Source organism: Desulfurellaceae bacterium, from assembly GCA_021296095.1.
Taxonomy (GTDB): Bacteria; Desulfobacterota; Binatia; order Bin18; family Bin18; genus JAAXHF01.
The window spans coordinates 1-21,791 of record JAGWBB010000004.1 but is presented as its reverse complement, the minus strand read 5'-3'; the positions used below and the strand labels follow the sequence as shown (position 1 = coordinate 21,791).

16 protein-coding genes are annotated in these 21,791 nt (G+C 63.4%); 4 read left to right on the top strand and 12 right to left on the bottom strand.

What is annotated here, in order from left to right; all coding sequences use genetic code 11:
- Positions 1 to 101: 101 nt before the first annotated feature.
- The 3 genes from J4F42_01310 to J4F42_01300 all read left to right on the top strand — a co-directional run bounded on the left by J4F42_01310 (position 102) and on the right by J4F42_01300 (position 7,174).
- The gene (locus J4F42_01310; protein ID MCE2484122.1) at positions 102 to 3,476 is read left to right on the top strand and encodes an immune inhibitor A; all 3,375 of its coding nucleotides are present in this window, start codon (positions 102 to 104) and stop codon (positions 3,474 to 3,476) included.
- Positions 3,477 to 3,682: 206 nt separating this feature from the next.
- Entirely contained in the window at positions 3,683 to 5,227 is a 1,545-nt protein-coding gene (locus J4F42_01305; protein MCE2484121.1) for a serine hydrolase, read from the top strand.
- A gap of 192 nt (positions 5,228 to 5,419) precedes the next feature.
- A complete protein-coding gene (locus J4F42_01300; protein MCE2484120.1) occupies positions 5,420 to 7,174 on the top strand; it encodes a cation:proton antiporter in 1,755 nt (584 codons plus the stop codon).
- On the opposite strand, the gene J4F42_01295 is transcribed toward J4F42_01300, so the two are convergent.
- From J4F42_01295 to J4F42_01240, 12 genes are all read right to left on the bottom strand, one after another.
- A complete protein-coding gene (locus J4F42_01295; GenBank protein ID MCE2484119.1) occupies positions 7,171 to 8,067 on the bottom strand; it encodes a hypothetical protein in 897 nt (298 codons plus the stop codon). The genes J4F42_01300 and J4F42_01295 overlap by 4 nt on opposite strands.
- Positions 8,064 to 8,465, bottom strand: a complete 402-nt coding sequence (locus J4F42_01290) for a hypothetical protein (protein MCE2484118.1) — start codon at positions 8,463 to 8,465, stop codon at positions 8,064 to 8,066. The genes J4F42_01295 and J4F42_01290 overlap by 4 nt, the downstream gene beginning before the upstream one ends.
- 47 nt (positions 8,466 to 8,512) lie before the next feature.
- Positions 8,513 to 8,902: an ankyrin repeat domain-containing protein gene (locus J4F42_01285; protein MCE2484117.1), complete on the bottom strand. Its 390-nt coding sequence runs from the start codon at positions 8,900 to 8,902 to the stop codon at positions 8,513 to 8,515.
- A 1-nt stretch (position 8,903) separates the two neighbouring features.
- On the bottom strand, positions 8,904 to 9,179 hold the full coding sequence (locus tag J4F42_01280) for a hypothetical protein (protein MCE2484116.1): 276 nt from the start codon (positions 9,177 to 9,179) through the stop codon (positions 8,904 to 8,906).
- Positions 9,180 to 9,254: 75 nt separating this feature from the next.
- The gene (locus J4F42_01275; GenBank protein MCE2484115.1) at positions 9,255 to 10,934 is read right to left on the bottom strand and encodes an amidohydrolase family protein; all 1,680 of its coding nucleotides are present in this window, start codon (positions 10,932 to 10,934) and stop codon (positions 9,255 to 9,257) included.
- Between the two features lie 89 nt (positions 10,935 to 11,023).
- Positions 11,024 to 11,716 carry an L-2-amino-thiazoline-4-carboxylic acid hydrolase gene (locus tag J4F42_01270; GenBank protein ID MCE2484114.1) on the bottom strand — a complete coding sequence of 231 codons (693 nt, stop codon included), beginning with the start codon at positions 11,714 to 11,716 and terminating at the stop codon, positions 11,024 to 11,026.
- Between the two features lie 143 nt (positions 11,717 to 11,859).
- The gene (locus J4F42_01265; GenBank protein MCE2484113.1) at positions 11,860 to 12,234 is read right to left on the bottom strand and encodes a hypothetical protein; all 375 of its coding nucleotides are present in this window, start codon (positions 12,232 to 12,234) and stop codon (positions 11,860 to 11,862) included.
- Positions 12,235 to 12,384: 150 nt separating this feature from the next.
- A complete protein-coding gene (locus J4F42_01260; protein ID MCE2484112.1) occupies positions 12,385 to 13,158 on the bottom strand; it encodes a DUF2182 domain-containing protein in 774 nt (257 codons plus the stop codon).
- A gap of 6 nt (positions 13,159 to 13,164) precedes the next feature.
- Positions 13,165 to 13,770, bottom strand: a complete 606-nt coding sequence (locus J4F42_01255) for a DUF1326 domain-containing protein (GenBank protein ID MCE2484111.1) — start codon at positions 13,768 to 13,770, stop codon at positions 13,165 to 13,167.
- 33 nt (positions 13,771 to 13,803) lie between these two features.
- Entirely contained in the window at positions 13,804 to 15,501 is a 1,698-nt protein-coding gene (locus tag J4F42_01250; protein MCE2484110.1) for a DUF1302 family protein, read from the bottom strand.
- Positions 15,502 to 15,515: 14 nt separating this feature from the next.
- Positions 15,516 to 16,760, bottom strand: coding sequence for a DUF1329 domain-containing protein (locus J4F42_01245; protein MCE2484109.1), 1,245 nt, complete (start codon positions 16,758 to 16,760; stop codon positions 15,516 to 15,518).
- A gap of 153 nt (positions 16,761 to 16,913) precedes the next feature.
- The gene (locus tag J4F42_01240; protein ID MCE2484108.1) at positions 16,914 to 19,358 is read right to left on the bottom strand and encodes a TonB-dependent receptor; all 2,445 of its coding nucleotides are present in this window, start codon (positions 19,356 to 19,358) and stop codon (positions 16,914 to 16,916) included.
- Between the two features lie 146 nt (positions 19,359 to 19,504).
- Here J4F42_01240 and J4F42_01235 point away from each other — a divergent pair, with 146 nt between their 5' ends.
- Positions 19,505 to 21,055 (top strand): hypothetical protein, encoded by a 1,551-nt coding sequence (locus J4F42_01235; GenBank protein ID MCE2484107.1) that lies wholly within the window; start codon positions 19,505 to 19,507, stop codon positions 21,053 to 21,055.
- Positions 21,056 to 21,791: the final 736 nt, after the last annotated feature.

Sequence of the window (21,791 nt, the reverse complement as noted above, 5' to 3'; positions counted from 1 at the left end):
GGACCGATTTGCACGATAAGGTCAAGCAAGCTTGTAGCTGAGACGCGGCTGAGAGCGTGGTCGGAGAATTGAAGAGTCGTGCCCCTGGGAGAGAAGAAACGATGAGAGGTTTACTTTTGGGGAGCGCAAAGAGCTGGGCAGTTCTGTTCCTACTCGGAGCGTGGGCGCTCTCCGCGCAGCCGGCCGCAGCCCAGCCGCAGCCCCTCACTGGCTGGTTCACCTTTATCGTCGCCGATTCCCCGTCCGATGCCGGCTTTGCCGCTGAAATCACCTATGTGTTGACCGAGGACTCGGGCGAGCGGCACGAACTGCTGATTGCTATAGACCTCATGCAGCCGCTGGGTGGCCCGGTCGCTTTGAACCGCCAGCGGGTGACGGTGGCGGGAGAGTGGGAGCCGGACGGGACTGACGCCTCGGCCCGATTCCGGGTCAGCTCCATCGAGCTGGCCGTGTCTCTGGATGAAACCTCCCTCTTCTCACACCAGCGGCTGACGGCCGTTTTGTCCAACACCGATGCCGTGGAGTTGGAGCCGCTCGCGTGCAGTGTGGAGGATACTCTTGTCTCCGAAGAAGGAGGGGGGCAGCACACCACCATCGTCTTTGACAATCAGACGAGTGAGCCTCGCTATGTCTACTGGTCGGACTTCGCTGGCCAGCGCGTCTTGCACGCGACGCTCCGACCAGGTGAAAGTTATACACAAGAAACGTATGCCGGGCATGTGTGGGTAGTAACGGATGAGGAGAGCCGCTGTCTTTCCGCGTATGAGGCTGTAGCAGCACCGGGCAAAGTCACGCTGTGCTGTAGAGAGCCGCTCTCAGGTTCCCAGGCGTGGGTAACTATTCTGTGCCGTTTTGCCGATGCCAGACATGTCACCCCGCAGCCGGTCAGCTTTTATGAGAAGCTGATGGGGTCATCCTATCCTAGCCTGGGCCATTATTGGAACGAGGTTTCAGACGGGAACATTCCCGATTTGGCCGGGAGTGTGGTGGTGGGCTGGTACAACCTGCCCCACCCAAGATCGTACTACGCTACTTCTCGACCTGCTCCCATAGTGAGAGACGGCGGCTTGTATGATTATGATCTTGAAAAAACAGCAGCCGATTGCACGGCTGCCGCAGACACAGATGTATTCTTCCCTGATTTCGATGGTTTTACGATAGTTTTTAACCAGGATTTCGCTCCCCCCATTGGGAATCTAGCCAGGGGCGGTAGTCACTTCCTGACACTGGATGGACAACGGAGATTTTGGGGTGTGACATGGATGCCTCCAGAATATCAGCCTCAGCAACACGTCTGGGCCCACGAGATGGGTCACGCCCTGGGCTTGCAGCATTCCTCGGGTCCGTATGATGAGACATACGACTCTTATTGGGACGTTATGGGTGGATGGTCGCCGGCCTTATTCTCTGATCCCGAGTATGGCAACGTAGCAGTCCATACCATCGCCTACCACAAGGACTTTCTGGGCTGGATTCCAGCCGACCGGAAGTATGTCGCCCCGCCCGACACGACCCGCACGATTACCCTCGAACGGTTAGCCCAGCCCGGTACTGAGGGCTACCTGATGGCCGAGATTCCCATCGGGGACTCGGCCACCGACTTCTACACCGTCGAGGCGCGGCTGTTTGCCGGCTACGATGAGGAAATCCCGGATGAAGCGGTGGTTATCCATAAAGTCGATACGACGTTGGCAGACCGACTGGCCCAGGTGGTGGACGTGGACAACAACGGCGACCCGAACGACGAAGGGGCGATGTGGACGGTGGGCGAGATCTTTACGGACTGGAAGAATAGCCTCCAGGTCTCCGTTGACGCAGCGTGGTCCACGAGCTACCGCGTGACCATCAACACCGACCCGGCCACATTCAGCACCTGCATCGATTTTTTGCCTGTTTCCTCACATATCTTCGGACCCGGTGAGGACAGCGCCAGCGTCCAGGTCGAGGCGACGAGTGAGTGTGACTGGTCAGCGAGGAGCAGTACCAACTGGATTCGTGTGACCTCCGGAGCGAGCAGCAGGGGGCAGGGGCGCGTCAGCTATACGGTGACGAGGAATCCTCGTTCCACTGCCCGGACCGGTACGCTGACTATCGGGGGCTGGACGTTTAGGGTGACGCAGGCCGGAGCGAATGAGGTGCTGTTTGAAGACGATATGGAGAGCGGAGTTAATGGTTGGTTGAGGAGTTCTCCATGGGCGCAGACTATGGTGTCCGCCCGAAGTGGAATCCGGGCCTGGACGGATAGTCCGGGCGGCCATTATCAGAATGATCAGATCACTGGTCTTTGGTCTCCAGTCATCGACCTGACTGAGGTCGAGTCAGCAGCCCTGACCTTTCGGCATCGGTACGACTTTGCCAGTGGCGATCAGGGCAGCGTGTGGGTCCTCGCACTACCACAGCAGGAGGATGGCTCGTGGCGGACGGAGGAACAGTTACGAACGTTCACTGGTACGAATCCGACGTGGCAGCAGACATCAATTGATTTGACTCCTTTCGTTGGAGAGTCGGTCCGCCTTGCCTTTTACCTCTGGTCCGATGCGGCTCAGACGGCCGACGGCTGGTACATCGACGACGTGGCCGTGTTCTCGTCCGATTTCGATACCCTTCCCCCACCTCCACCACCACAAGCGCGTCTGGAAAACCCGTCCCCGGGCTCGTCCCAGAGCGGCATCGGCATCATTTCGGGCTGGGCGTGTGAGGCGGGGGAGGTCATCATTGAGTTGGCTGGCACTCCAGTCCCGGCGGCCTACGGGACACCCCGGGGCGATACCCAGGGGGTGTGCGGAGACAGCAACAACGGCTTCAGCCTGCTGGTCAACTGGAATAATCTGGGACCGGGAGCGCATCCGGTGCGGGCGCTGGTCGATGGGCTGGAGGTTGCCCGCACGACGGTGCGGGTGACAACGCTCGGGGTGGAATTCTTACGGGACGTGAGCGGCACGTTTCCCCTTGCGGACTTCCCTCATCCGGGTGAGACCACTGTTGTGCGGTGGAACGAAGCCCAGCAGAACTTTGTCATCACCGATGGGCAGCCCGACAAGGGTGGGGGCCATAACCGGGTGGCCGGGCTTCAGGCCGTGTTGGAGAACCCGTCCCTGGGTTCGTCCCAGAGCGGGATTGGGATCATCTCGGGCTGGGCCTGCGAAGCGCAAGAGATTGTCATTGAGCTGGCCGGCACCCCAGTCCCGGCGGCCTACGGGACCCCCCGGGGCGATACCCGGGGGGTCTGCGGGGATAGCAACAACGGCTTTGTCCTGTTGGTGAACTGGAACAATCTGGGGCCGGGGGAGCACGCGATTCGGGCGCTGGCCGATGGGCTGGAGTTTGCCCGTACCACGGTGCGGGTGACGACGCTGGGGGTGGAATTCTTGGAGAGGGTAAGCGGCACGTTTCCCCTCGTGGACTTCCCTCACCCGGGTGAGACCACGACGCTGCGGTGGGAAGAGGCGCTCCAGAACTTCGTGATTATTCCCTGAGCATGACCCCTCCTTATGATAGGAACGCGTGGGCGCAGGCTCTCCAGATAACCTCAGACCTTTCCAGCCTGCTGGAGATGACCTCTTGGGGCTCTCCGTACCCCGTCCGAGCAACCGAGCGGTTTGTCGTATTTCATTGTCCTTGAGACACGAAGCCCTGCTGTATAGAAGGGGGCTGCCCGCAGCGCTCTTTCAGGAGGTGTGCGATGTACGCCTTGCCTGCCCTTTGCCTTGGGCTCGTTCTGCTATCCCCCGCGCTGACACACGCCCAATCGGCCCTCGATATTCCTGGTAACGGGGACACGCTGTCGGGCATCGGGGTCATCTCCGGCTGGAAATGTGAGGCTCAAGGGGACATCACGATCAGCCTCGACGCGGGCGTCCCGATCCCTGCGACATATGGGTTTCCGCGAGGCGATACGGCCTCGGTGTGTGGCGATGATGGCCATAACGGCTTTTTCAGTTTCTTCAACTGGGCCATCCTGGGCGATGGCGCGCACACGGCCGTCGCTTACGACAACGGTGTAGAGTTTGCCCGGAGTACGTTTACGGTCGTCACCACCGGCGAGGAGTTTGTGGTGGGGGCGCGCGCCCGGGTCCGGGTCCCGGATTTCCCGAGTCCCGGAGAGATTACGTGGTTTGCCTGGAACCAGAGTACCCAACATCTGGAGATGGCGGCCGTGCAGACCCGCTCCGTGGACCAGTCTATCGTCAAGTACCTGACCGGTCCGGTGGCGGAGGGCAAGTCGCCGGGACTGATTGCGGCGATTATCGACGAAGCGGGGATCAAGGCCATCGCGGCGGCCGGAGTACGCCGGCAGGGATCATCCGAGGAGTTGACGATCAATGATCTGGTGAAAATGGGCTCCCTCACCAAGGCCATGACATCGACTATGCTGGCGACCGTGGTGGCGGATGGGACGTTCGTCAACGGCTGGCAGACCACGATTGCCCAGGTCTTTCCCGAATTGCGCGATGAGATACATCCCGAGTACCGCGCCGTCACCCTGTGGCAGCTGGTTCGTCATGAAGGCGGCGTTCCAGACGACGTGCCGGCCTGGTGGACGTCTCATCCGACGCTTCCCATAATTGAACGGCGCTACCGAATCCTTCGAGAAAATCTGGCCGACCCTCCAGGGAGCTCCATCGGCGAGTATAGCTATTCCAACGCCGGCTATATGGTTGCGGCGGCTATGGCAGAGAAGCTGACGGGCCAGAGCTGGGAGACCTTGATGGAGGAGCGCCTGTTCGCGCCGTTGGGGATGTTCAGCGCGGGATTCGGAGCGCCGAACACCCCCCATGAGGTCGATCAGCCCTGGAGTCACCGACGCGATAGTGCTGGCGTGTGGATACCTGCTCAATTGGGTTATGGTGGTCCCTTGGCTCCAGCTGGAGACGTGTATTGTTCACTCGAAGACTTCGCCAAGTTCGTCGCGTTGCAATTTCCCCACACGAGTCCCGCAATTCTCAATCGAGCGCAGTTGGACGAATTGCTCATCCCTATACCAGGAAACTATGGAGGAGCGGCTGGGTGGGTTGTCTACCAAGGCCACGGGAGCTTGCTGTGGCTCTTTGCGCAAGGTGGCGGTGGTCGGTATTGTGGGTTCTTTGCGGTGATCCGGGCAGTCCCAAGCCGAGGGCGCGCATATATAGCGGCTGCCAATTCCCACGACGACGGCGATCTTTACAGCAGCGAGACTGTCAGCATGCTCTACTCCATCATTGATAGCCTGATAGATCATAGTCCGTGACGGTACAGGAGCCCGCCCGGGGCTCCACCACGAGCCGTCGAGCCCACGTGGAACTCTGGTGAAGCCGGCCTGAAGGCAATGGACCAGGAGCGGATTCTGCCGAGTTTGGACGGGCGACCCAGGCGAAGAAAATCGGGCTGAGGAGCAGACGAACGCCCCCAGATCGGCTATGAGAGTCGCCTAGGGGGAGCCATGACCGGCCAAGAGCCCATCCTCAGCGAACACCATCTGCTCATCTTTCTGCTCCAGGTCCTGCTGCTGCTGGCTCTGGCGCGGGGCTGTGGAGAACTCCTGCGTCGCTTCGGCCACCCTCCGCTGGTCGGCGAAATCCTGGTCGGCGTCTTCTTGGGGCCGACCCTGCTGGGCCGGTTGGTGCCTGGCGTCCACCTCACCCTGTTTCCGGCCGATCCCATCCAGCAGGCCATGCTGGAAACGGTGTCGTGGTTCGGCGTCCTGTTCCTGCTGCTGGAAACCGGCCTGGAGGTCGATGTGTCGGCCGCCTGGCGCCAGCGCGCCTCTGCGCTGCGGATCGGCATCATCGGGGTCATCGTGCCGCTCCTGGTCGGCTTCGGGCTGTCGCTGTTGCTGCCCGATTCCTATCTGCCAACGCCCGAACGCCGCATTGCCTTTTCCCTGTTTCTGGGGACAACCATGGCCATCAGCGCCATGGTCATCATTGCCCGGGTGCTGCACGATCTGGATCTCATCAAAAGCGACCTGGGCCTGCTGACCCTGTGCGGCTATGCGGTCAACGATATCCTGGCCTGGGTCATCTTCAGCCTGGTCCTGGCTGCGTCAACCCAGGCCGTTCTGGACCTCGGCTCGGTCGTCATGCTGTTGCTGGTCACGGTCGCCTTCACCGGCCTGTGCCTGACCGTTGGCCTGCGAGCGGTGGATCAAGCGGTGGCGTTCATTGGCCGCCAGCTCCCCCAACAGCCCGGCGCGGTGCTGTCGTTCGTGTGCTGTCTGGGGCTGCTGTGCGGCGCGGTCACGGCCTGGATCGGCCTGACCGCCCTGCTCGGCTTCTTTCTGGCCGGCATCATGGCCGGCCAGGCCGACACCCTGTCCGAACGCATCCGCCAGATTCTGACCCAGATGGTCCACGCGATTTTCGTCCCGCTGTATTTTGCCGGCATTGCCCTGCGGGTGGACTTCTTCGAGAATTTTGATGCCTTTCTGATTGCCTTCGTGACCCTGGTGTCCATCGGTGGGAAATACCTCGGCGCCTGGCTGGGTGCCTTTGGCACGGGCTTGTCGCGGGTGGACCGGGTGTCGATCGGTATTGCCTTTACGCCCAGCGGGGTGACCGGCATCGTGGTCGCGGCGGTGGCGCTTGAATACGAGATCCTGACCGTGCCGGTGTTTGTGGCGATTATTTTCTCGGCCATTATCTCCTCGCTGCTGGTCGCCCCGTGGCTGGTCTGGTCGGTACGCCGCCGCCAGGAAATTCATATCCTCGAATTCTTCCTGCGCCGGGCGCTCGTCGCCGGGCTGCGCGGCACCAGCCGCGGGGCGGTCATCCACGAGCTATGTCAGGCCGCGGCCGAGTATGCCCCGCCCGCCCAGGGTCTGGATGCCGAGCGCGTCTTTGCTGCGGTCAGCGAGCGCGAAGAACTGATGGGCACCGGGCTGGGCAGCGGGCTGGCCATTCCCCACGCCCGGCTGGAGGGGCTGAGCAAGCCGCTGCTGGTGTTCGGTCGCTCCGAGTACGGGATCGAGTGGGACGCGCCCGACGGCCTGCCGGTCCATTTTGTGTTCCTGCTCCTCACGCCGGTGGCCGACGACGGTCTGCAACTCCAAATCCTGGCCGCCCTGGCCCGCGAGATAGGCCAGGAGCAGGTGCGCGACCAGCTGCAACACGCCCCGGACGCGCAAAGTCTGTGGCCGGTCTTGCAGGACGCCCTACGCGAGCACCAGTTGGTCCCGGTCAAAAAAGAGCCGGCTTAGTCAAGGGGCAGGAACACGGCTGCCACGCAGGCGGTCAGCCACGAGGCCAGCGCGCCGCCAATCATGGCCCGTAGGGCCAGGCGGGTGATGTCGCGGCGGCGGTCCGGCGCCAGGACCCGCAGCGCGCCGATCTGGACTCCGATCGCGGCAAAGTTGGCAAAGCCGCACAGGGCGTAGCTGGCAATATGCGCGGTGCGCCGACTGATGGCCGCGCTGTCCGGGTCCAGGAGTGAGGCCAGGGATTGGTAGGCGACCAGTTCGGTCGCCAGCAGCTTTTCGCCCAATAAGCCGCCAAAGACCCGACACTCCTCCCAGGGAATGCTCATGGCGGCGGCCAGCGGGGTCAGCGCAACGCCGAACAGCATCTGCAAGCTCAGCGGCGGCAGACCCAGGCGGGCGCGCCAGGCGGCGACCGGAGTCCAGGTGCTCAGCGCCTCCAAGGGCCAGTTCAGCAGGGCCAGAAAGGCGACGAAGGCGACCAGCATGGTGGCGATATTCAGGGCCAGCCACAGGCCGTCGGTCGCGCCCGAGGCCAGGGCGTCGAGCACATTGTGAGTGTCGCCCGCAGCCAGCTGCGCCGGCCCGCTTTCCTCGGGCGCCGACTCGGTTTCCGGCACCAGGGTTTTGGCCATCAAAAATGCGGCCGGAGCCGACAGGACGCTGGCCGTCAGCAGATGGTGGGTGAATATCACGGCCAGGTCCGGATCGCCACGGCTTAACAGCCCGACATACGCCGCCAGTACGCCGCCCGACACGGTGGCGAAGCCGCCGGTCATCAGCGTCATCAGCTGCGAGCGCGTCATCCCGGCAATATACGGCTTGACGCACAGCGGGGCTTCGGTCTGACCGACAAAGATATTCGCCGCCACGACCAGGGCCTCACTGCCCGTCACCCCAGGCTGCGCCTGAACAGCCCGGCCAGGAGACCGACCAGACGGGGCATGACGCCCAGGTGGTACAGCACCGACATCAGGGCCGCAATGAACACAATGGCCGGCAACACCTGGGCGGCAAAGATAAAGCCCCACGGCCCGCCGGCGTCAAGCAGCTGGGAGCCGAACACAAACTGGCCGCCGCGCTGGGCAAACGACAACAGCCGGACCACGCCCCGGGCGAGCAGGTCAACCAGGCTGACGACGGGTGGAAAGGCGAGGAAGAGGCCGGCAATCACCCCCTGCAGCAGGAGGCTGGCCCCGATGAGGCGGCCCGAGATGCGGCGTCGGTTGTCGGACAGCAGGACGGCGATGGCGATGAGCAGGACGATGCCGCTAAGGCTGATGAACCGAGACATTGGAACGGTCCCGCTGAGCTGAAGCTGCCCCGCAAGTGGTGGACCTCTTATTCGGTCGATTGTTCAAGCAGACTGACGATCTCGGCGTGACCGTGCTGTCTGGCCAGCGAGACGGCAGTCTGACCGGTAAAGGCATCCTTCAGGTGCGGGGCGGCCCCGGCCGCCAGCAGGGTCTGGACCGTCTCAAGATGGCCGTTGACGGCCGCTTTCATCAGGGCTGTGCGACCCATCGGATCGGTCACATCCGGGTCCATACCACCCCGCAGAAACAGCTCGACGATCCGGGTGCCACCCAGTTCGGCGTAGGTCAGAAAGTGCACCTGATCCCACTTCAGCCCGTACAGGGCCAACTCGCGGCGGGCATCGTCGGGGCTTGGGCCGCAGCCGAGCAGCAACAGCGCGCCGAACAGAAGCCAGACACAGCGTAGCGGGGACATGCTAGGACTGTTCCTGGCAGCCGGCCCGGCAGCCGGCCAGCTCCTGGTCGGCGGTGACGTTGCAGTCCATCAGCCGATCCAGGGCGCCCTGCTCCAGCAGCTCGTCCCGACACGCGGCCCGGCTGGCGTCAACCGTTCTGGTGCAGGCCTCATAGCACGCCTGGCGCGGGCTCAGCTGTGGCTCGGGCGCGGCTTCTTCCGGCGGCGGCTGACAGGCGGCCAGCCCGATCAGGATTGCCACGATGAGTCCCCCGATCCCTGTCTTCCCTCTCGGCATGCGGTCCTCCTGCAAAAAGAAAAGGCAGGGAGCCGTTCAGCCCCTGCCTTTTGTGAGGGTGGTGCGGACAGCCGCCTAGGCGTGTGAGCGCAACACCTGACCCGGCATCGCCCCAGTATGCTGGGCGTCCTGGTACAAGACCTGGCCGTTCACGATGGTATGCAGCACGCCGTGGGCCGGCATGACCAGGCGCCGGCCGCCGCCCGGCAGGTCGTGGCGCATCTCGGGCCGCTTGGGTGAGCCGATGGTCTCGGGGTCAAAGATGGCGATGTCCGCGGCCTTGCCCTGTTCCAGGCTGCCACGGTCGTGCACGCCGAAGAAGCCGGCCGGCTCCGAGGTGAGCCGCCGGACCGCGTGCTCCAGCGTGATGGCCTGTTTTTCGCGGACCCAGTGGCCGAGCAGGTAGGTGCAGTAGCCGGCGTCGCACAGCATGTCAACGTGAGCACCGCCGTCGGACAGCCCGATCAGGGTGTTCGGATGGTTGATCAGCTCGGCCACCCGCTCTTCGCTGGCGTTGAACAGGTACATGACGTACTGCATGGCCAGCCCGTCCTCGATGGCCAGATCCAGGAAGGTGTCGAGCCCGTCGGCGTCGCGTTCCCGGGCCACGTCGGCGACCGTCTTGCCCTCGTGCTGTTTGAGCTCCGGCGTGCTGGCCTCGTGGACAATCACCCGGTCCCACTGCCCGGCAAAAACCCGGGGCTCGTCCATGGTCTTGCGAAAGGCCTGCCGGAAGGCTGGCTCGCGGTACAGCGCGATCTGCTCCTCGGCCGTGCGGTTGAAGGCCGGGTTCCACGACGGCAGGTTGGCGAAGATGAACGGGTTGCGCAGGTTGATCTGCACGCTCAGGGGTCGGGGCGAGACCTGGGGCACGACGCCGCGCTTGATCAGCGGCAGGGTCCGCTCCAGGGTATCCATGCACACATCCGGCTTGTCGTCCCGCGACAGCAGGGCCAGCCACGTCACCGGTCGCTGACTGGAGGTGGCCAGATGATCCAACAGCGCATAGTCGCTCTCGGACACCACACCCGGGTTGTCGTTGAGCGCCAGCTCAATCGTGCCCCGGCCGAGGCCTCTCAGCACCCCGCCGTAGGCTGCCAGCTCTTCGCGGCTGGCCAGCCGACAGGCCAGCGGTCGGCCCTGATAGCCGATGTGCTGGGGACCGTTGGTGGTTGAAAAACCGAACGCCCCGGCCTCCATCGCCCCCCGCAGCAGGGCCGCGATCTGGGTCGTCTCTTCCGACGTGGCCGCCCGGTCCATGGACTCTTCGCCCATGACATAGTGGCGGAAGGGGGTCAGCGGCGCCATGAAGCCGAGGTTGATGCCCGAGCCGCGCTTGGCGGCGGCGTCCATATATTCGGGAAAGGTCTCCCAGTCCCAGGTCATGCCTTTGGCCAGGACCTCAAAGGGAATCGCCTCGACGTTGACCAGATCCCAGGCCGCGATGTCCCGCACGTCCGGCTTGCACGGCGCCAGGCCCACGCCACAGTTGCCCATGATGACGCTGGTGACCCCATGCCAGGACGAACAGGTGATGACCGGGTCCCAGCAGATCTGGGCGTCGTAATGGGTGTGGGGATCGAAAAAGCCGGGCGTCACCACCAGATCCGAGGCGTCAATGACTTTTTTCGCGCCGTCGGTGATCTTGCCGATGGCGGCAATTTTGCCGTTGGCCACCGCCACATCCGCGCGGTAGCGCGGGGCTCCCGTCCCGTCCACAATCGTCCCGTTTTTAATCAACACATCGTAGGCCATGCAAAACTCCTTCCATATTCCCGTTTTCCGTTCCCTATCGTGCCGAGGGGGGCGCCGTCAAGCTTGCGAAACGCTTTGCTGCGCCCCCCTCATTCCACGGGCGTCTCAATAACGTCGTGGGTCCTTGTGTCGCGCTTGTCCGGGTCTCGAACAAAACGAAAGTGGCAGGTCTCCGCCCCGGTTGAAATCGTGTGCGGGCGTTCGACACGGACCGGCCGCTTCGAGGCGCTGAGGACGTCCATCCAGTTTCTGTCCCAGGCACAGATCAGGCGGGTCAGAGACGGCTCACCGTGATCAACAAAAAACTGGTGGAAGGCGCAGCGGCTGACGACCATGGTCGTGCTGTCGGCGTCCGTGTGTTGGCCAAAGCCCATGCCTGCTCCCATCATTCTGTGTCCGTTTTTCGCCAGATCCATGGCCGACAGGCGCCGGACCGGATCGCGAAAGACGAGCAGTGCGCGGTACATGAGCTTGAAGAGCGTTTGATACGACTTGCAAAAAGCCGCTTCGACCAGGCTGTAGGCGCGTTGCGCATCGCCGGTGAGCGTGCTGAGTTCCCGGTAGGCGGCCAAGACGACTACGCACATGGCGAGAATCATGCGGCCTTGTTTATCCGGCAGCGACGATCTTTCGGCGTCAAAGAGCTGCTGAGCCGCACCCCGCACCCGCTCCAACACCGGACCGGGTGCGCCGGGCAGGCTTGCCCCGATTTCCCTGCCCAGGTGACGCAGAAACGTTTTGCCCCAACCGTTTGCCTGGAGACTGCCAAAGGCGACTTTCATAGCGCTGCTCTCCGTGTTGCGTGTCGATACCTCATTCTACCAGGAAGAAAGGCTGTGTCTTGCTCCCTCTCCCCTTGAGGGAGAGGGCTGGGGCGAGGAGGATTCACCCTCCGTGTTTGCATCCCCGATCAGGAGAGGTGGCGCTAGGCGGCTCCCCGCTGGATGGCAATCGCCTCGCGCAGCCCGTCGAGCAAGCCTTCCAGGTGGGCCATGCGCTCGCGCAGTTCGGCGATCTGCTGCTCCAAGGCGGCAAACCGCTCGCTGAACTCTTTGCGCTGGGCGGCGAGTTCGGTACTGATGTCTCGTCTCAGGGCGGCGAGTTCGGTGCCGAACTCTTTGCGCTGGGCGGCGAGTTCGGTACTGATGTCTCGTCTCAGGGCGGCGAGTTCGGTGCTGAACTCCTTGCGCTGGGCGGCGAGTTCGGTGCGAATGGCCCGCTGCCCGCTCAGCATCAAGCCGGCCAGGGTCGCCCCGACCGCGACGACGGCTATCAGCATGCTGATCAATTCCACACTCATGGGGATGGCTCTGGGAGTACGCCGGGTCACTGAGACCTCGGCACCGTGCCTCACCATACCCACCCCTACGCAGGAGGGCAAGCTGCGGGTTCGTTGCCGACTGGTCTTGCTGGAGAGGTGACCTCGTAAGGGCGGGTTTGAAACCCGCCCTTACTGGCCCGAGACCGGTCCAGCGCCGGTGGATATCGCCAGCAGCAGCCCTAGCCCCATCAGTACGAGGCCGACTCCTTTGCCCAGGGTCACGCCGTGCGGCACGACTTTTTCCGCAAAGATCACCAGCGCCAGAATACCCATCCAGACCAGGTTCATGGTGCCCATCACAAACATCACCGCCATCAGGCTCCAGCAGCAGCCCAGACAGAACAGGCCGTGCTGTACGCCCATCCGAAACGCGCCCCCCGGGCCCTCCCGCCAGTGCTGGAGCAAAAAGCCGAGCGGTGAGCGACACTGGCTCAGACACAGGTATTTGAGCGGCGTCAACTGGTAGAGGCCGGCCAGGATGAGCAGGCCACCGCCGATTACCGGGCCGTAGGTCCGCAGGTCGGGAAACGCCTGTGGGACAGCCTGAATCGCCACGTCTCCGGCATACGCCAGGCCACCGGTCAGGGTCCACACTGCGGTATAGCCGGCAACGAAGATCCAGGCCGGGACAAACGGGTCGGCCCGCTCCCGCTTGCGGCGGGCGATAGTCGAGAACAGCACGGCCATGGGCGCTACGGACGGAAACATCATGGCCACCATCATGACGCCCCACAGGAGCACGTACAGCCCGGCGTTGGCGACCGACACGGGCCGGCCCATGGTCATGCTGGGAGCCATCAGGCCCAGGCCCATGCCGCCCATCTGGCGGACCGTGATCACCCAGGCCACGAGCGACACCGCGACCAGGGCGCCAATGATGATCAGGCTGTCGCGGCCGCGCATGCGCGCCTAGCTCTGCCAGCTGAACGGTGCAAAATGGCCGTTCGTTTCGCTCACATCCCAGGCCAGGTTGTGATCGGCGTAGCGGTAGGCCGTGGACTGGGCCAGGGCGAGTTTGGGCGACACCGGATGGGCGGCGTTGGTCGCCCACAGCGGTTCGCTGCCGTCCCGACCGGTGACCGCCTCGATATCAATATCCAGGATATCGGGGATGCTCAGCCGGCGGGCGTTGCCGTCGATTTCGTAGCGGATGGGCGCGGTTTTGACGCCCAGGAAATTGCTGACGAGCAGAAAAACCATCTGCATCGGTCCGCCGGCCTGACCCGAATAAATGGCGCCCAGGGCCTGCTGCTGGGCTTCGGACGCGGCCGCGTCCACATACACCGCAGCCGTCCAGTTGCCGTCCCGCATCCTGCCCGGACCGGGAAACGACGCCACCAGCACGGCGTTCAGGCCGTCGAGGCTGGTCTGGCCGTAGCTGCCCTGGTCAACATGAAAGGCCAGGGCCGCGTCGCAGCGTCCCCGTGGCGGGGCGGCCTGGATCAGGCAGGCGCACACCAGGTCGCAGTTGCACGATTCAAAATAATCACCGCTCAGCGTCCATTGTTCTGCCATAGCTCCTCCTGTGGTGTGTCGTCTCGGGCGCGCTCAGAACTGATAGGTCAGCCGTAGCACGGTCTCGTCCCAGCGTCGATACAGCCCGCCCAGGCCCCAGCTCTCGTCAACCTGGCCGCCATAGCCGGGCACAAAGAAATAACTCTGGGCGAGGCGGACGATCAGCCGCGGGGTGATGTAATAATCGACCACCCAGCCGAACTGCGAGCTATAGTGGTTCATCGGGTCCAGCACATAAAACGCGACCGGCAGCAGCCGGCCCCGCATATACAGGGTGCTGGCCGCAATTGTGCCGACCGCCTCCCAGTTGCGGACCTTGTCGGTTGCCGACAGCTGGCCCTGGAAGCGAGACGTGCTGGTCGGAATATACTGCCAGAACAGCTGGCTGGTCAGAAAAAAGGTCGAACGCCGGTTCAGACTCCTGATCCAGGTTGGCCGGTCAAAGCCGACAAAGGCCTGCCACACGTCGCTCTTTTTGACGCCCAGCAGGCCGCTCGGCACCGGATTGGCGGCCGCGTCCAGAACCAGAATCGGTTTACGCTTGTCGGCAAACGGCTTGCCGAACTCGTAAATCGTCTCCATCCGAAACACACCCTCGGTATACGTGTCGTCGGCATAGCTGGCCGAGATGCCGACCGTGTGGGTGTACGGATAATAGGCCTCGGCGGGCAGGATACCGCGCGCCAGCAGGGCCGTGTTGCTGGCCGCGACCGCAGCGACCGACGGGCAGCTGGCCGAGCCCAGCCGGCACTGGTTGCGGCCGCGCAGGCTGGCCGTATTGACCCCGTCTTCATGGGCGGTGCGCTGGTACAGATAGTTGAGGGTCAGCGTCAGGCCCGACGGTGTGGTTCCGCCCAGCCGCACGCCGACCTGACTGTTCTCGCTGACATTCTTGTGGTAGTCGCCCTGCCGGCCCAGCACAGTGCCCTTGAGCAGCTTGAAGTCTCCCAGCGTGTTGGCAAACGGGAAGCTCCACGGCCGGCCCGGCGTGTAACCGAACTTGAGCGGCGTCCACAGGCCCGGTACCCAGTAGGTTTCGAGAAACACGTCGCTCAGGCTGCCGACCTGCCCAAAATTATAGGTGGCGCGGATCATCCAGTACGGAATCCGCAGGTCGTCCCAGGTTTCCTGGCCCACCCCGCCGCCGTGCCAGGTGGCGTCCAGGGAGTTGGTGCGGTCAAGCATGCGCAGGTTGTCCGACTCGCCCCACACGATCATCTGGCGTCCCAGCCGCAGGCTGAGGGGCAGGTCGGCCAGCTCGATATCGGTATACACCTCGCGGAAGACGCTCTCAAAGCGCAGCGCCTGGGCGGCCTTGGTGTCGAGTTCGGCCAGGCTCTGACCCCGGCCGGCCCGACCCTTGTAGGGAAAGATCTCCTGGCGGGGGCCGGGTCGGAAGTCGTACACGCTGTCATACGAGCCGCGGTACAGGCCGACGAAATGGGCCGACTTGATCCACGGCAGGTCGAACCGGTCGATGAGCTGGCCGCTCCGAACCCAGTCGTACTCCAGCCGCAGGCGGACGGTGTTGCGCTGCTGGACGATCGACCACTTGTCGACCTCGGGATGGCGGAAGATCTGCTGGGTCTGGATGTTGCCGGAAAAGGACAGCGGGTCGGCGGTGAACTGAGCCTGGGCCTGGGAGAGAGAAACGAGGAGGGCCAGCCCGGCCAGTAGGAGGTGGACCGGCCGGACGGGGCTACGGTGTCCGAGGGGGGTGTTGTGCCGCATCCGCTCACCTTGCCTTAGCGGCCGCGGGCCACAATCTGGTTCAGCTGAAAAAAGTCGTCGGGCAGAGGCTGGTCGTAGACGACCTTGTCGACCATGGTCATTGAGGCGAAATTGTCCTCGTAGTCGATCATCGACTCGCCGACCCACATCGGGGCGCGGACGTGTTCGTTGCCGGGGTTGAACTGCGGGTTGCCGTACAGCTCGAACAGGGTCTTGTGGTGGGCTCCGCTGCGGTCATAGGCCAGCATGTAGACCGGCACGAACATCTGCTGGTCGATATACAGCAGGCGTTTGCTGTACGGGTGGTCGGACGCTTTGGGGATGTTTTCGAGCACCCACATCTGGCGCAGCTCCCAGGGATCGACCGGATACCAGGTGCCGCGGCCGCCAAAGGTGGTCGCGGCGGCTTTGGCGCCCACCGGGGCGAGCAGCAGGCGCGAGCCCAGCAGCTTCCAGGTGCTGGCGCTGATGTAGCCCGAGTAGCCAAAGAAGTCCTCGTTCAGAAAGCCCGAGTCAAACGAGGCGTCCTCATGCTTGACGATCAGCTTGCGAATCTTGCGGCTGGCCGGGGTGTACATCCAATCCGCATCCTTGGCGCTGTCCTTGGCGAAGCGGTGCTTGAGGCTCATGGTGTTCTTGAGGTCAAACGGGGTCAGCATGTGGAAGAACTCTTTCTGCAACACGCCGTCCTCTTCCCAACGGTTGGCCTCGGCCCGCGGCCGGTGCATGCCCTGGGCCACGACATAGTAGTTCTCGAACTCCCGGTCGGCCTCGCCCGAGGCGTCGAGCAGCCGAAAGGTATTCCACACCTGGATGGTATCGCCAAGGTCGCGGTGGCGTACGTTCCAGGCCGCCTTCTCCCCGGCCTGGGGGTCAGCCGGGTCAAGCACGGGGAAGGGCAGGCCGGCCACATAGCCGCTCAGCTCGCCGTCGTCCCCGATCCGGACCTGGCCGGCGTGCTGGCGGGTGGCTTCAATATACGCCTCGCTGACCGGCAAATCGGTCGTCTCCTGGATGCTGAAGGTGAACTCTCCGGCTTTGATCTTGTCCAGGATCTCGACCGGCAGATAGCTCTCGGCAGCCTGCCACGAGTCTGCCGAGATGCTTGTCCCCGGCTCCAGTCCGGCCAGGGCCGGCTTCTCTACGGCATACGGATAAAAGGCCTGTTGGATGAGGGCGTCGTCAAGCTGGGCCAGGGCTGGCTGCCAGCCACCACCGAGCAGCAGGCCGACGAGGAGTCCGTACCACGCGTGTTTCATGTTTGCCTCCCGTTTTTTTTGTCAGAACCGCCCCTATGTATCAGACTCGGCAAAGTGAAGCAGCCCCTGCCGGGCGGCGGGAGAGGGGCTGCTGCGCGGCAGGGCCGGGCGTTTGCGGATGAGCCTGAGCGGGAGACACCCGCCCCTGCTTCATCAGGCGCCGATAAAATGGTAGGTCAGCTCCAGGCCGAAGGTGCGGCCTCTGGCCAGCGGCGAGAAGGTGCCACCGCCGAGTCCCGATGGCAGCTGCGTATTCCCGCCAAACCTGGCCTGGTTCAGCAGGTTCTTGCCGTACAGACCGATCACCCACTGACCGTCGTTGATGTGCAGGTCGAGGCCGGCTTGGAGCATTTTCTGCTGCCGGTTGAAGCCGAGGTTGTCGTCGGTGTCATACCATTTGTCCCGGTAGGCGTAATTGACCCGCGAGGCGAGCCGCAAACGGCTGCCCAGGCGCAGCGTGTGCAGCAGGCCCATGCTGTAGGTCCAGCGCGGGGCGCGGGGCGGTTCGAGGTCCTCATCTCTGCCGTCCACCCGGCCGTCGCGGTTGAGGTCGAACTTGACCGTGGCGTAATCCGTCTCGACAAAGCCCGCCGAACCGAGCAGGACGAGGCTGGGGGTGAGGGCAAACATCCCCTCCAGCTCGAAGCCCCACATTTCGGCGTCGGCCGTGTTCCGAATCACCTGCACGACGTTCGCCTGGGTTTGCAGCGTTGGCCGCCCGTCCACAAACGTGAGGCTGGGCAGACCCGTGTCGGGATCGAGGACGGGCAGGTCCTCGGTCAGCGCCAGTTCGCGCTGCATGTCGTCGACGAAGTTGTAGAAAAACGCTGCGTTGAGGCGGGCGCGGGCGCCGAAGGTTTTCTTGAAGCCAATCTCGAAATTATCAATCCGCTCTTCGTCGAAGGCCTCGGCGCCAAGGTCGCGGGTCACCTGCAGGCCGAGCCGTTCGAGCAGAGCGACCTGCGCGCTCGGCAGGTCGCTGCTGAGATCGTAAAAGGTGTCGCGCAGGTTATAGCCGCCGGACCGGAAGCCGCGCGTCCAGTGGGCGTAGACCAGGCTCTCGTCGTCAAACCGATAGGTCAGGCCGATCTTGGGCGACAGGTTGTTCCAGCTTTCCTCATCCGTGAAGTGGCTCGGGCAGTCGGGGCCGTTCACGATGTGACACGGCGTCGCGCCGTTGCGGGTCAGGTTCGTGATATCGGCTTCTTTCGTCTCATGGGTATAGCGCAGCCCGGCGGTCAGCGTCAGCCGGTCGGTCAGGTCGTAGTCGGCGTTCGTGAACAGCCCAAAGGTTTCAACCTCATAGTCGCCACCGCCGTTTTGGAGGATGGTCCCGAAGGCGAGGTTGCGGTGTTCGTGATAGCCGATATCGTTCTGAAAGTAGTAAAACCCGGTCGTCAGGAACAGCTTGTCCAAAAACAGGCCGCTGTAGCGCAGCTCGTTGCTGAACTGTTCCGCGACTTGGACGGCGCCGCCGTGAAACAGGGGCAGCGGTGTGGCGTCAATATCGCTCAGGGCATCTCCCCAGCCGTCACGCCAGCCGAAGATGTTGGTGACCGTGCCGTGGCCCAGAGGCACGTCCCAATCCAGACGGGTGTTGAAGGAGTGGACCTCGGACTTGATATGGCCCTCTTCGTCGACAGCGAAGTTGAAGCTGTCGCGGTCGAAGTTGGCAAAAGGGTTGGACAGGCCGGAGCCGTTGGTATGGTTCTGAGACGCCGGGCCGTCACCGTCGATATCCTGATACTCGTAGCGCAGGGTCAGGTCCAGGGACTCGGTCGGCTGCCAGGTGACGACCGGCCGCAGCATCAGCGTATCCTGGGCGCCGAAGGCCCGGCCGTCGTGCTCGTTCTCGAACCAGCCCTGGTCCTGGTTGGAGTAGACCGTGAAGCGCGCGCGCAGGGTGTCGGTCAGCGGGGCGTTGAGCGTGCTCGACACGTGTATGTTGGGCGCCTTGCCGCCGCCCTCAACCGCACTGCGGACCGTGGCTTCATAGCGGTCCGTCGGGGTTTTCGTGTTGACCAGCACGGCCCCGCCCACCACGTTGCGGCCGAACAGAACGCCTTGCGGGCCGCGCAAGACCTCGATGCTCTCCAGGTCGAAGGCGTCGTACAGGACCGTCGCGTTCGTACCGATGTAGATCCCATCGACGAAGACGCCGACCGTCGGATCGATGGACGGAATAGAACTGTTGATGCCCAGGCCCCGAATCGAAAAGTTGGCGATACCGCGTGCCGTGCCAACATCGTCCAGGGTCACATTCGGCATGTTGATCGACAGGCTGCCCAGGTCGCGGACCTTGAGGGCGTCAATCTGCTCGGCGTCAAAGGCGGTGATCGATAGCGGCACGTCCTGACTCGGCTGAGATCGTTTCTGGGCGGTCACGATCACATCTTCCAGCGCGAAGGTGTCGTCAGAGGCTGCTGCCTGTTCTTCCGGGGTGGCCTGCGGGGTGGCGTCCGGTGTGGAATCCTGGGCCTGGGCCGGTGAGCCAGCTCCCAGGACCAGGCCCAGCCCGATCAGGCCCAGGACGACCGGCGTCGATAGTGCGCGCCGGCCCGTTTGCTGGTTTTCAACCGTCTTGTCGAGAAGGTCCATAGCTGTCACTTTCGTCCTTGTGAGTGTCCGAGGAAGGGTCGAAGCAATCTGCCGTGTCCGTAGACGGCTATAGCGTGCGACTCGCAGCCGGACAAGGGGGGATTGCCCGGGGACGCGCCTGCCCGGAAGCGAGAGGAGGAGTCTGGATGAGAACACCGCGCTACACAGCCTTGCTGTTCGCCAGCCTCATGAGCGGCATCATCGGATTCAGCCGCCCGTCCTTGCTTCCGGCCCAGCCGCCCGCGTTTCTGGAGAACCCTCGTCCCGATTCGTTCCAGAGCGGGATCGGGGTAATCTCGGGTTGGGTGTGCGAGGCCGAGCAAATTGAGGTGATCTTTGACGACGATGAGACGAAACCCTGGCAAGCCGCCTATGGTACCAGCCGTAACGACACCCGAGGGGCGTGTGGCGATGACGGCACGAACGGTTTTGGGCTGCTGTTCAACTGGAGCCTGCTCGAGCCCGGCCGCCATACGCTCAGCGTCAGGGCCGACGGCCAGGAGTTCGCCCAGGCGACGGTGACCGTCACCGAGTTCGGAGCCGAATTTCTGGAAGGCGTGGGCAGACATGCGCGGCTCGAAGACTTTCCGCGCGAGGGCACCGACAGCATTGTCGCCTGGCAGGAGAGTCTGCAAAACTTCCTGATCGCCCGCACAGACCCCTTTGCGGCCAGCATCCAGTCGATGGATGCCGTCGGCGACAGTATCACCAAGGCGTTCAACGCCGATATCAATGCATGTCCCAACGAGGACCAGGAGGAGTTGAACTGGGCTACCAGCCTGACCCCCGACGATGGGGTCGTGAGTCAGGCCGAGAGGCTGGAGTCTCGTCAAGACGCTGCGATCAAGGTCGTCAGCCCCAACAGCGCCGAGTCGGGCGCCACGATGCTGGACGACTTTGTCGAGCAGACGCAGCAGATCAAGGCGAATCTTGAGCCTCTAGCCGCCCCCCGCTATACGACCGTGGTGCTCGGCCACAACGATATCTGTGGCGGGATGATCGACAAGCTCAACGCCAGCTGTCCGCAGGGCGGCGACCAGGACCCCAACCGGCACTGTCGGACCACGCCCGAAGCCTTTGAGCGCGAATTTCGCAAGGGCCTGGATATTCTGATTGAAGTGCCGGATTTGAAAATCGGCGTAGCCTCGCTGGTGCGGGTCTCGCAGCTGTGCAACCACACCCAGAAAGCCTCGTGTGTGAACGATGAAAGGGTACAAGCAGGGGTGCCGTGTGGCGAGATCTGGCAATTTGCTCCCTTGGTCCGCGAGAACGGTATCTGCGGCTCGCTCACCTCGGACTGCTCGGATGAACGGATCGCGGACGCGTATACCATGGCCCGGCAGTACCGCGATATTCTTGAGCGGGTGACCTATGAGTACGCCGCTATTCCGGCCGGACACGCCTCGCCGACGCTCGTGATCGGCGGAGAACAGGTGGGCGGAGCGTCCAAGGCGGACGGGACCCAGCTGAGCTTCAGCAACGCGTCGTGGGAGTACAAGTTTACCGAACAGGACGTGTCGTGCTGTGACTGTTTCCACCCTTCGAGCCGGGGACAAACGCTGGCCTCGCGGCTGCTGTTTGACGGCTTTACGTGCAGCGAGGGCGATGTGTGCTGTGGGGAGAGCGGCAGCGCGGTGGACAATGGTCGGTGCACCACCGAGGACACGGGCGGGCGGTTTGTGCCGGGCCTGTTTTAATGAGGCGTGAGCCCTGCCGGGTCATGACCGGAAATCATTCGGCCACGCCGCCCTTTTCCCTAAGATCGTTCAGCCACACCTGGCCCGCTCAGGGTCGGAAGTCCCTGGTTTTCCTAACATGCCCCACGTCTGCGCAGGCGGCCGTGTCCGATAACGCCCGCTATTGCGCCGCACCGCCTAATCCCCCACTTTCCCCCTGTCAACCTGTATATCCCCGAGGAAGACCAAGCCAGGGCGGCCCGGGCCGGCATCTGGGCGGAGGAATTCGTGCCGCCCTGGGCCTGGCGTCGGGGTCAGCGGTTGGACTGAACCTGGACATAAATAGAAATTATCAGTCGTAAGACCGCCCCATAAGCGTCCCATTTTACGGCCGAGTCATCGAGTATCTCTGACACAGATTGCTGAGACGGGTAAATCGCACCCATTTGCCCCGCTCAGCCGTCCTGCCCGGCCCTCGTGGCGCTGTCTCGCAAAACGCTCGTTTGTTGGGACAGCGTCTCGGCCTGTCTCACTGTGGCGTGTCGGCGGCCGACTGTTTCTCTCACGGCGGCCGCGCGATCGAGCTTGACACCACGCGGAATTCTCAGTCACACTCCGCACGGCGGACTTCACAGCCGCGCTGGACGAACAGAAATCGAGAGGAATTCTCTACATTCCTATGCTGCGCTGGACGAAACGCGTACTCGGCGGCCTGCTCGGCGGGCTGCTCAGCTTGAGCCTGGGCGGGCTGCTCTAC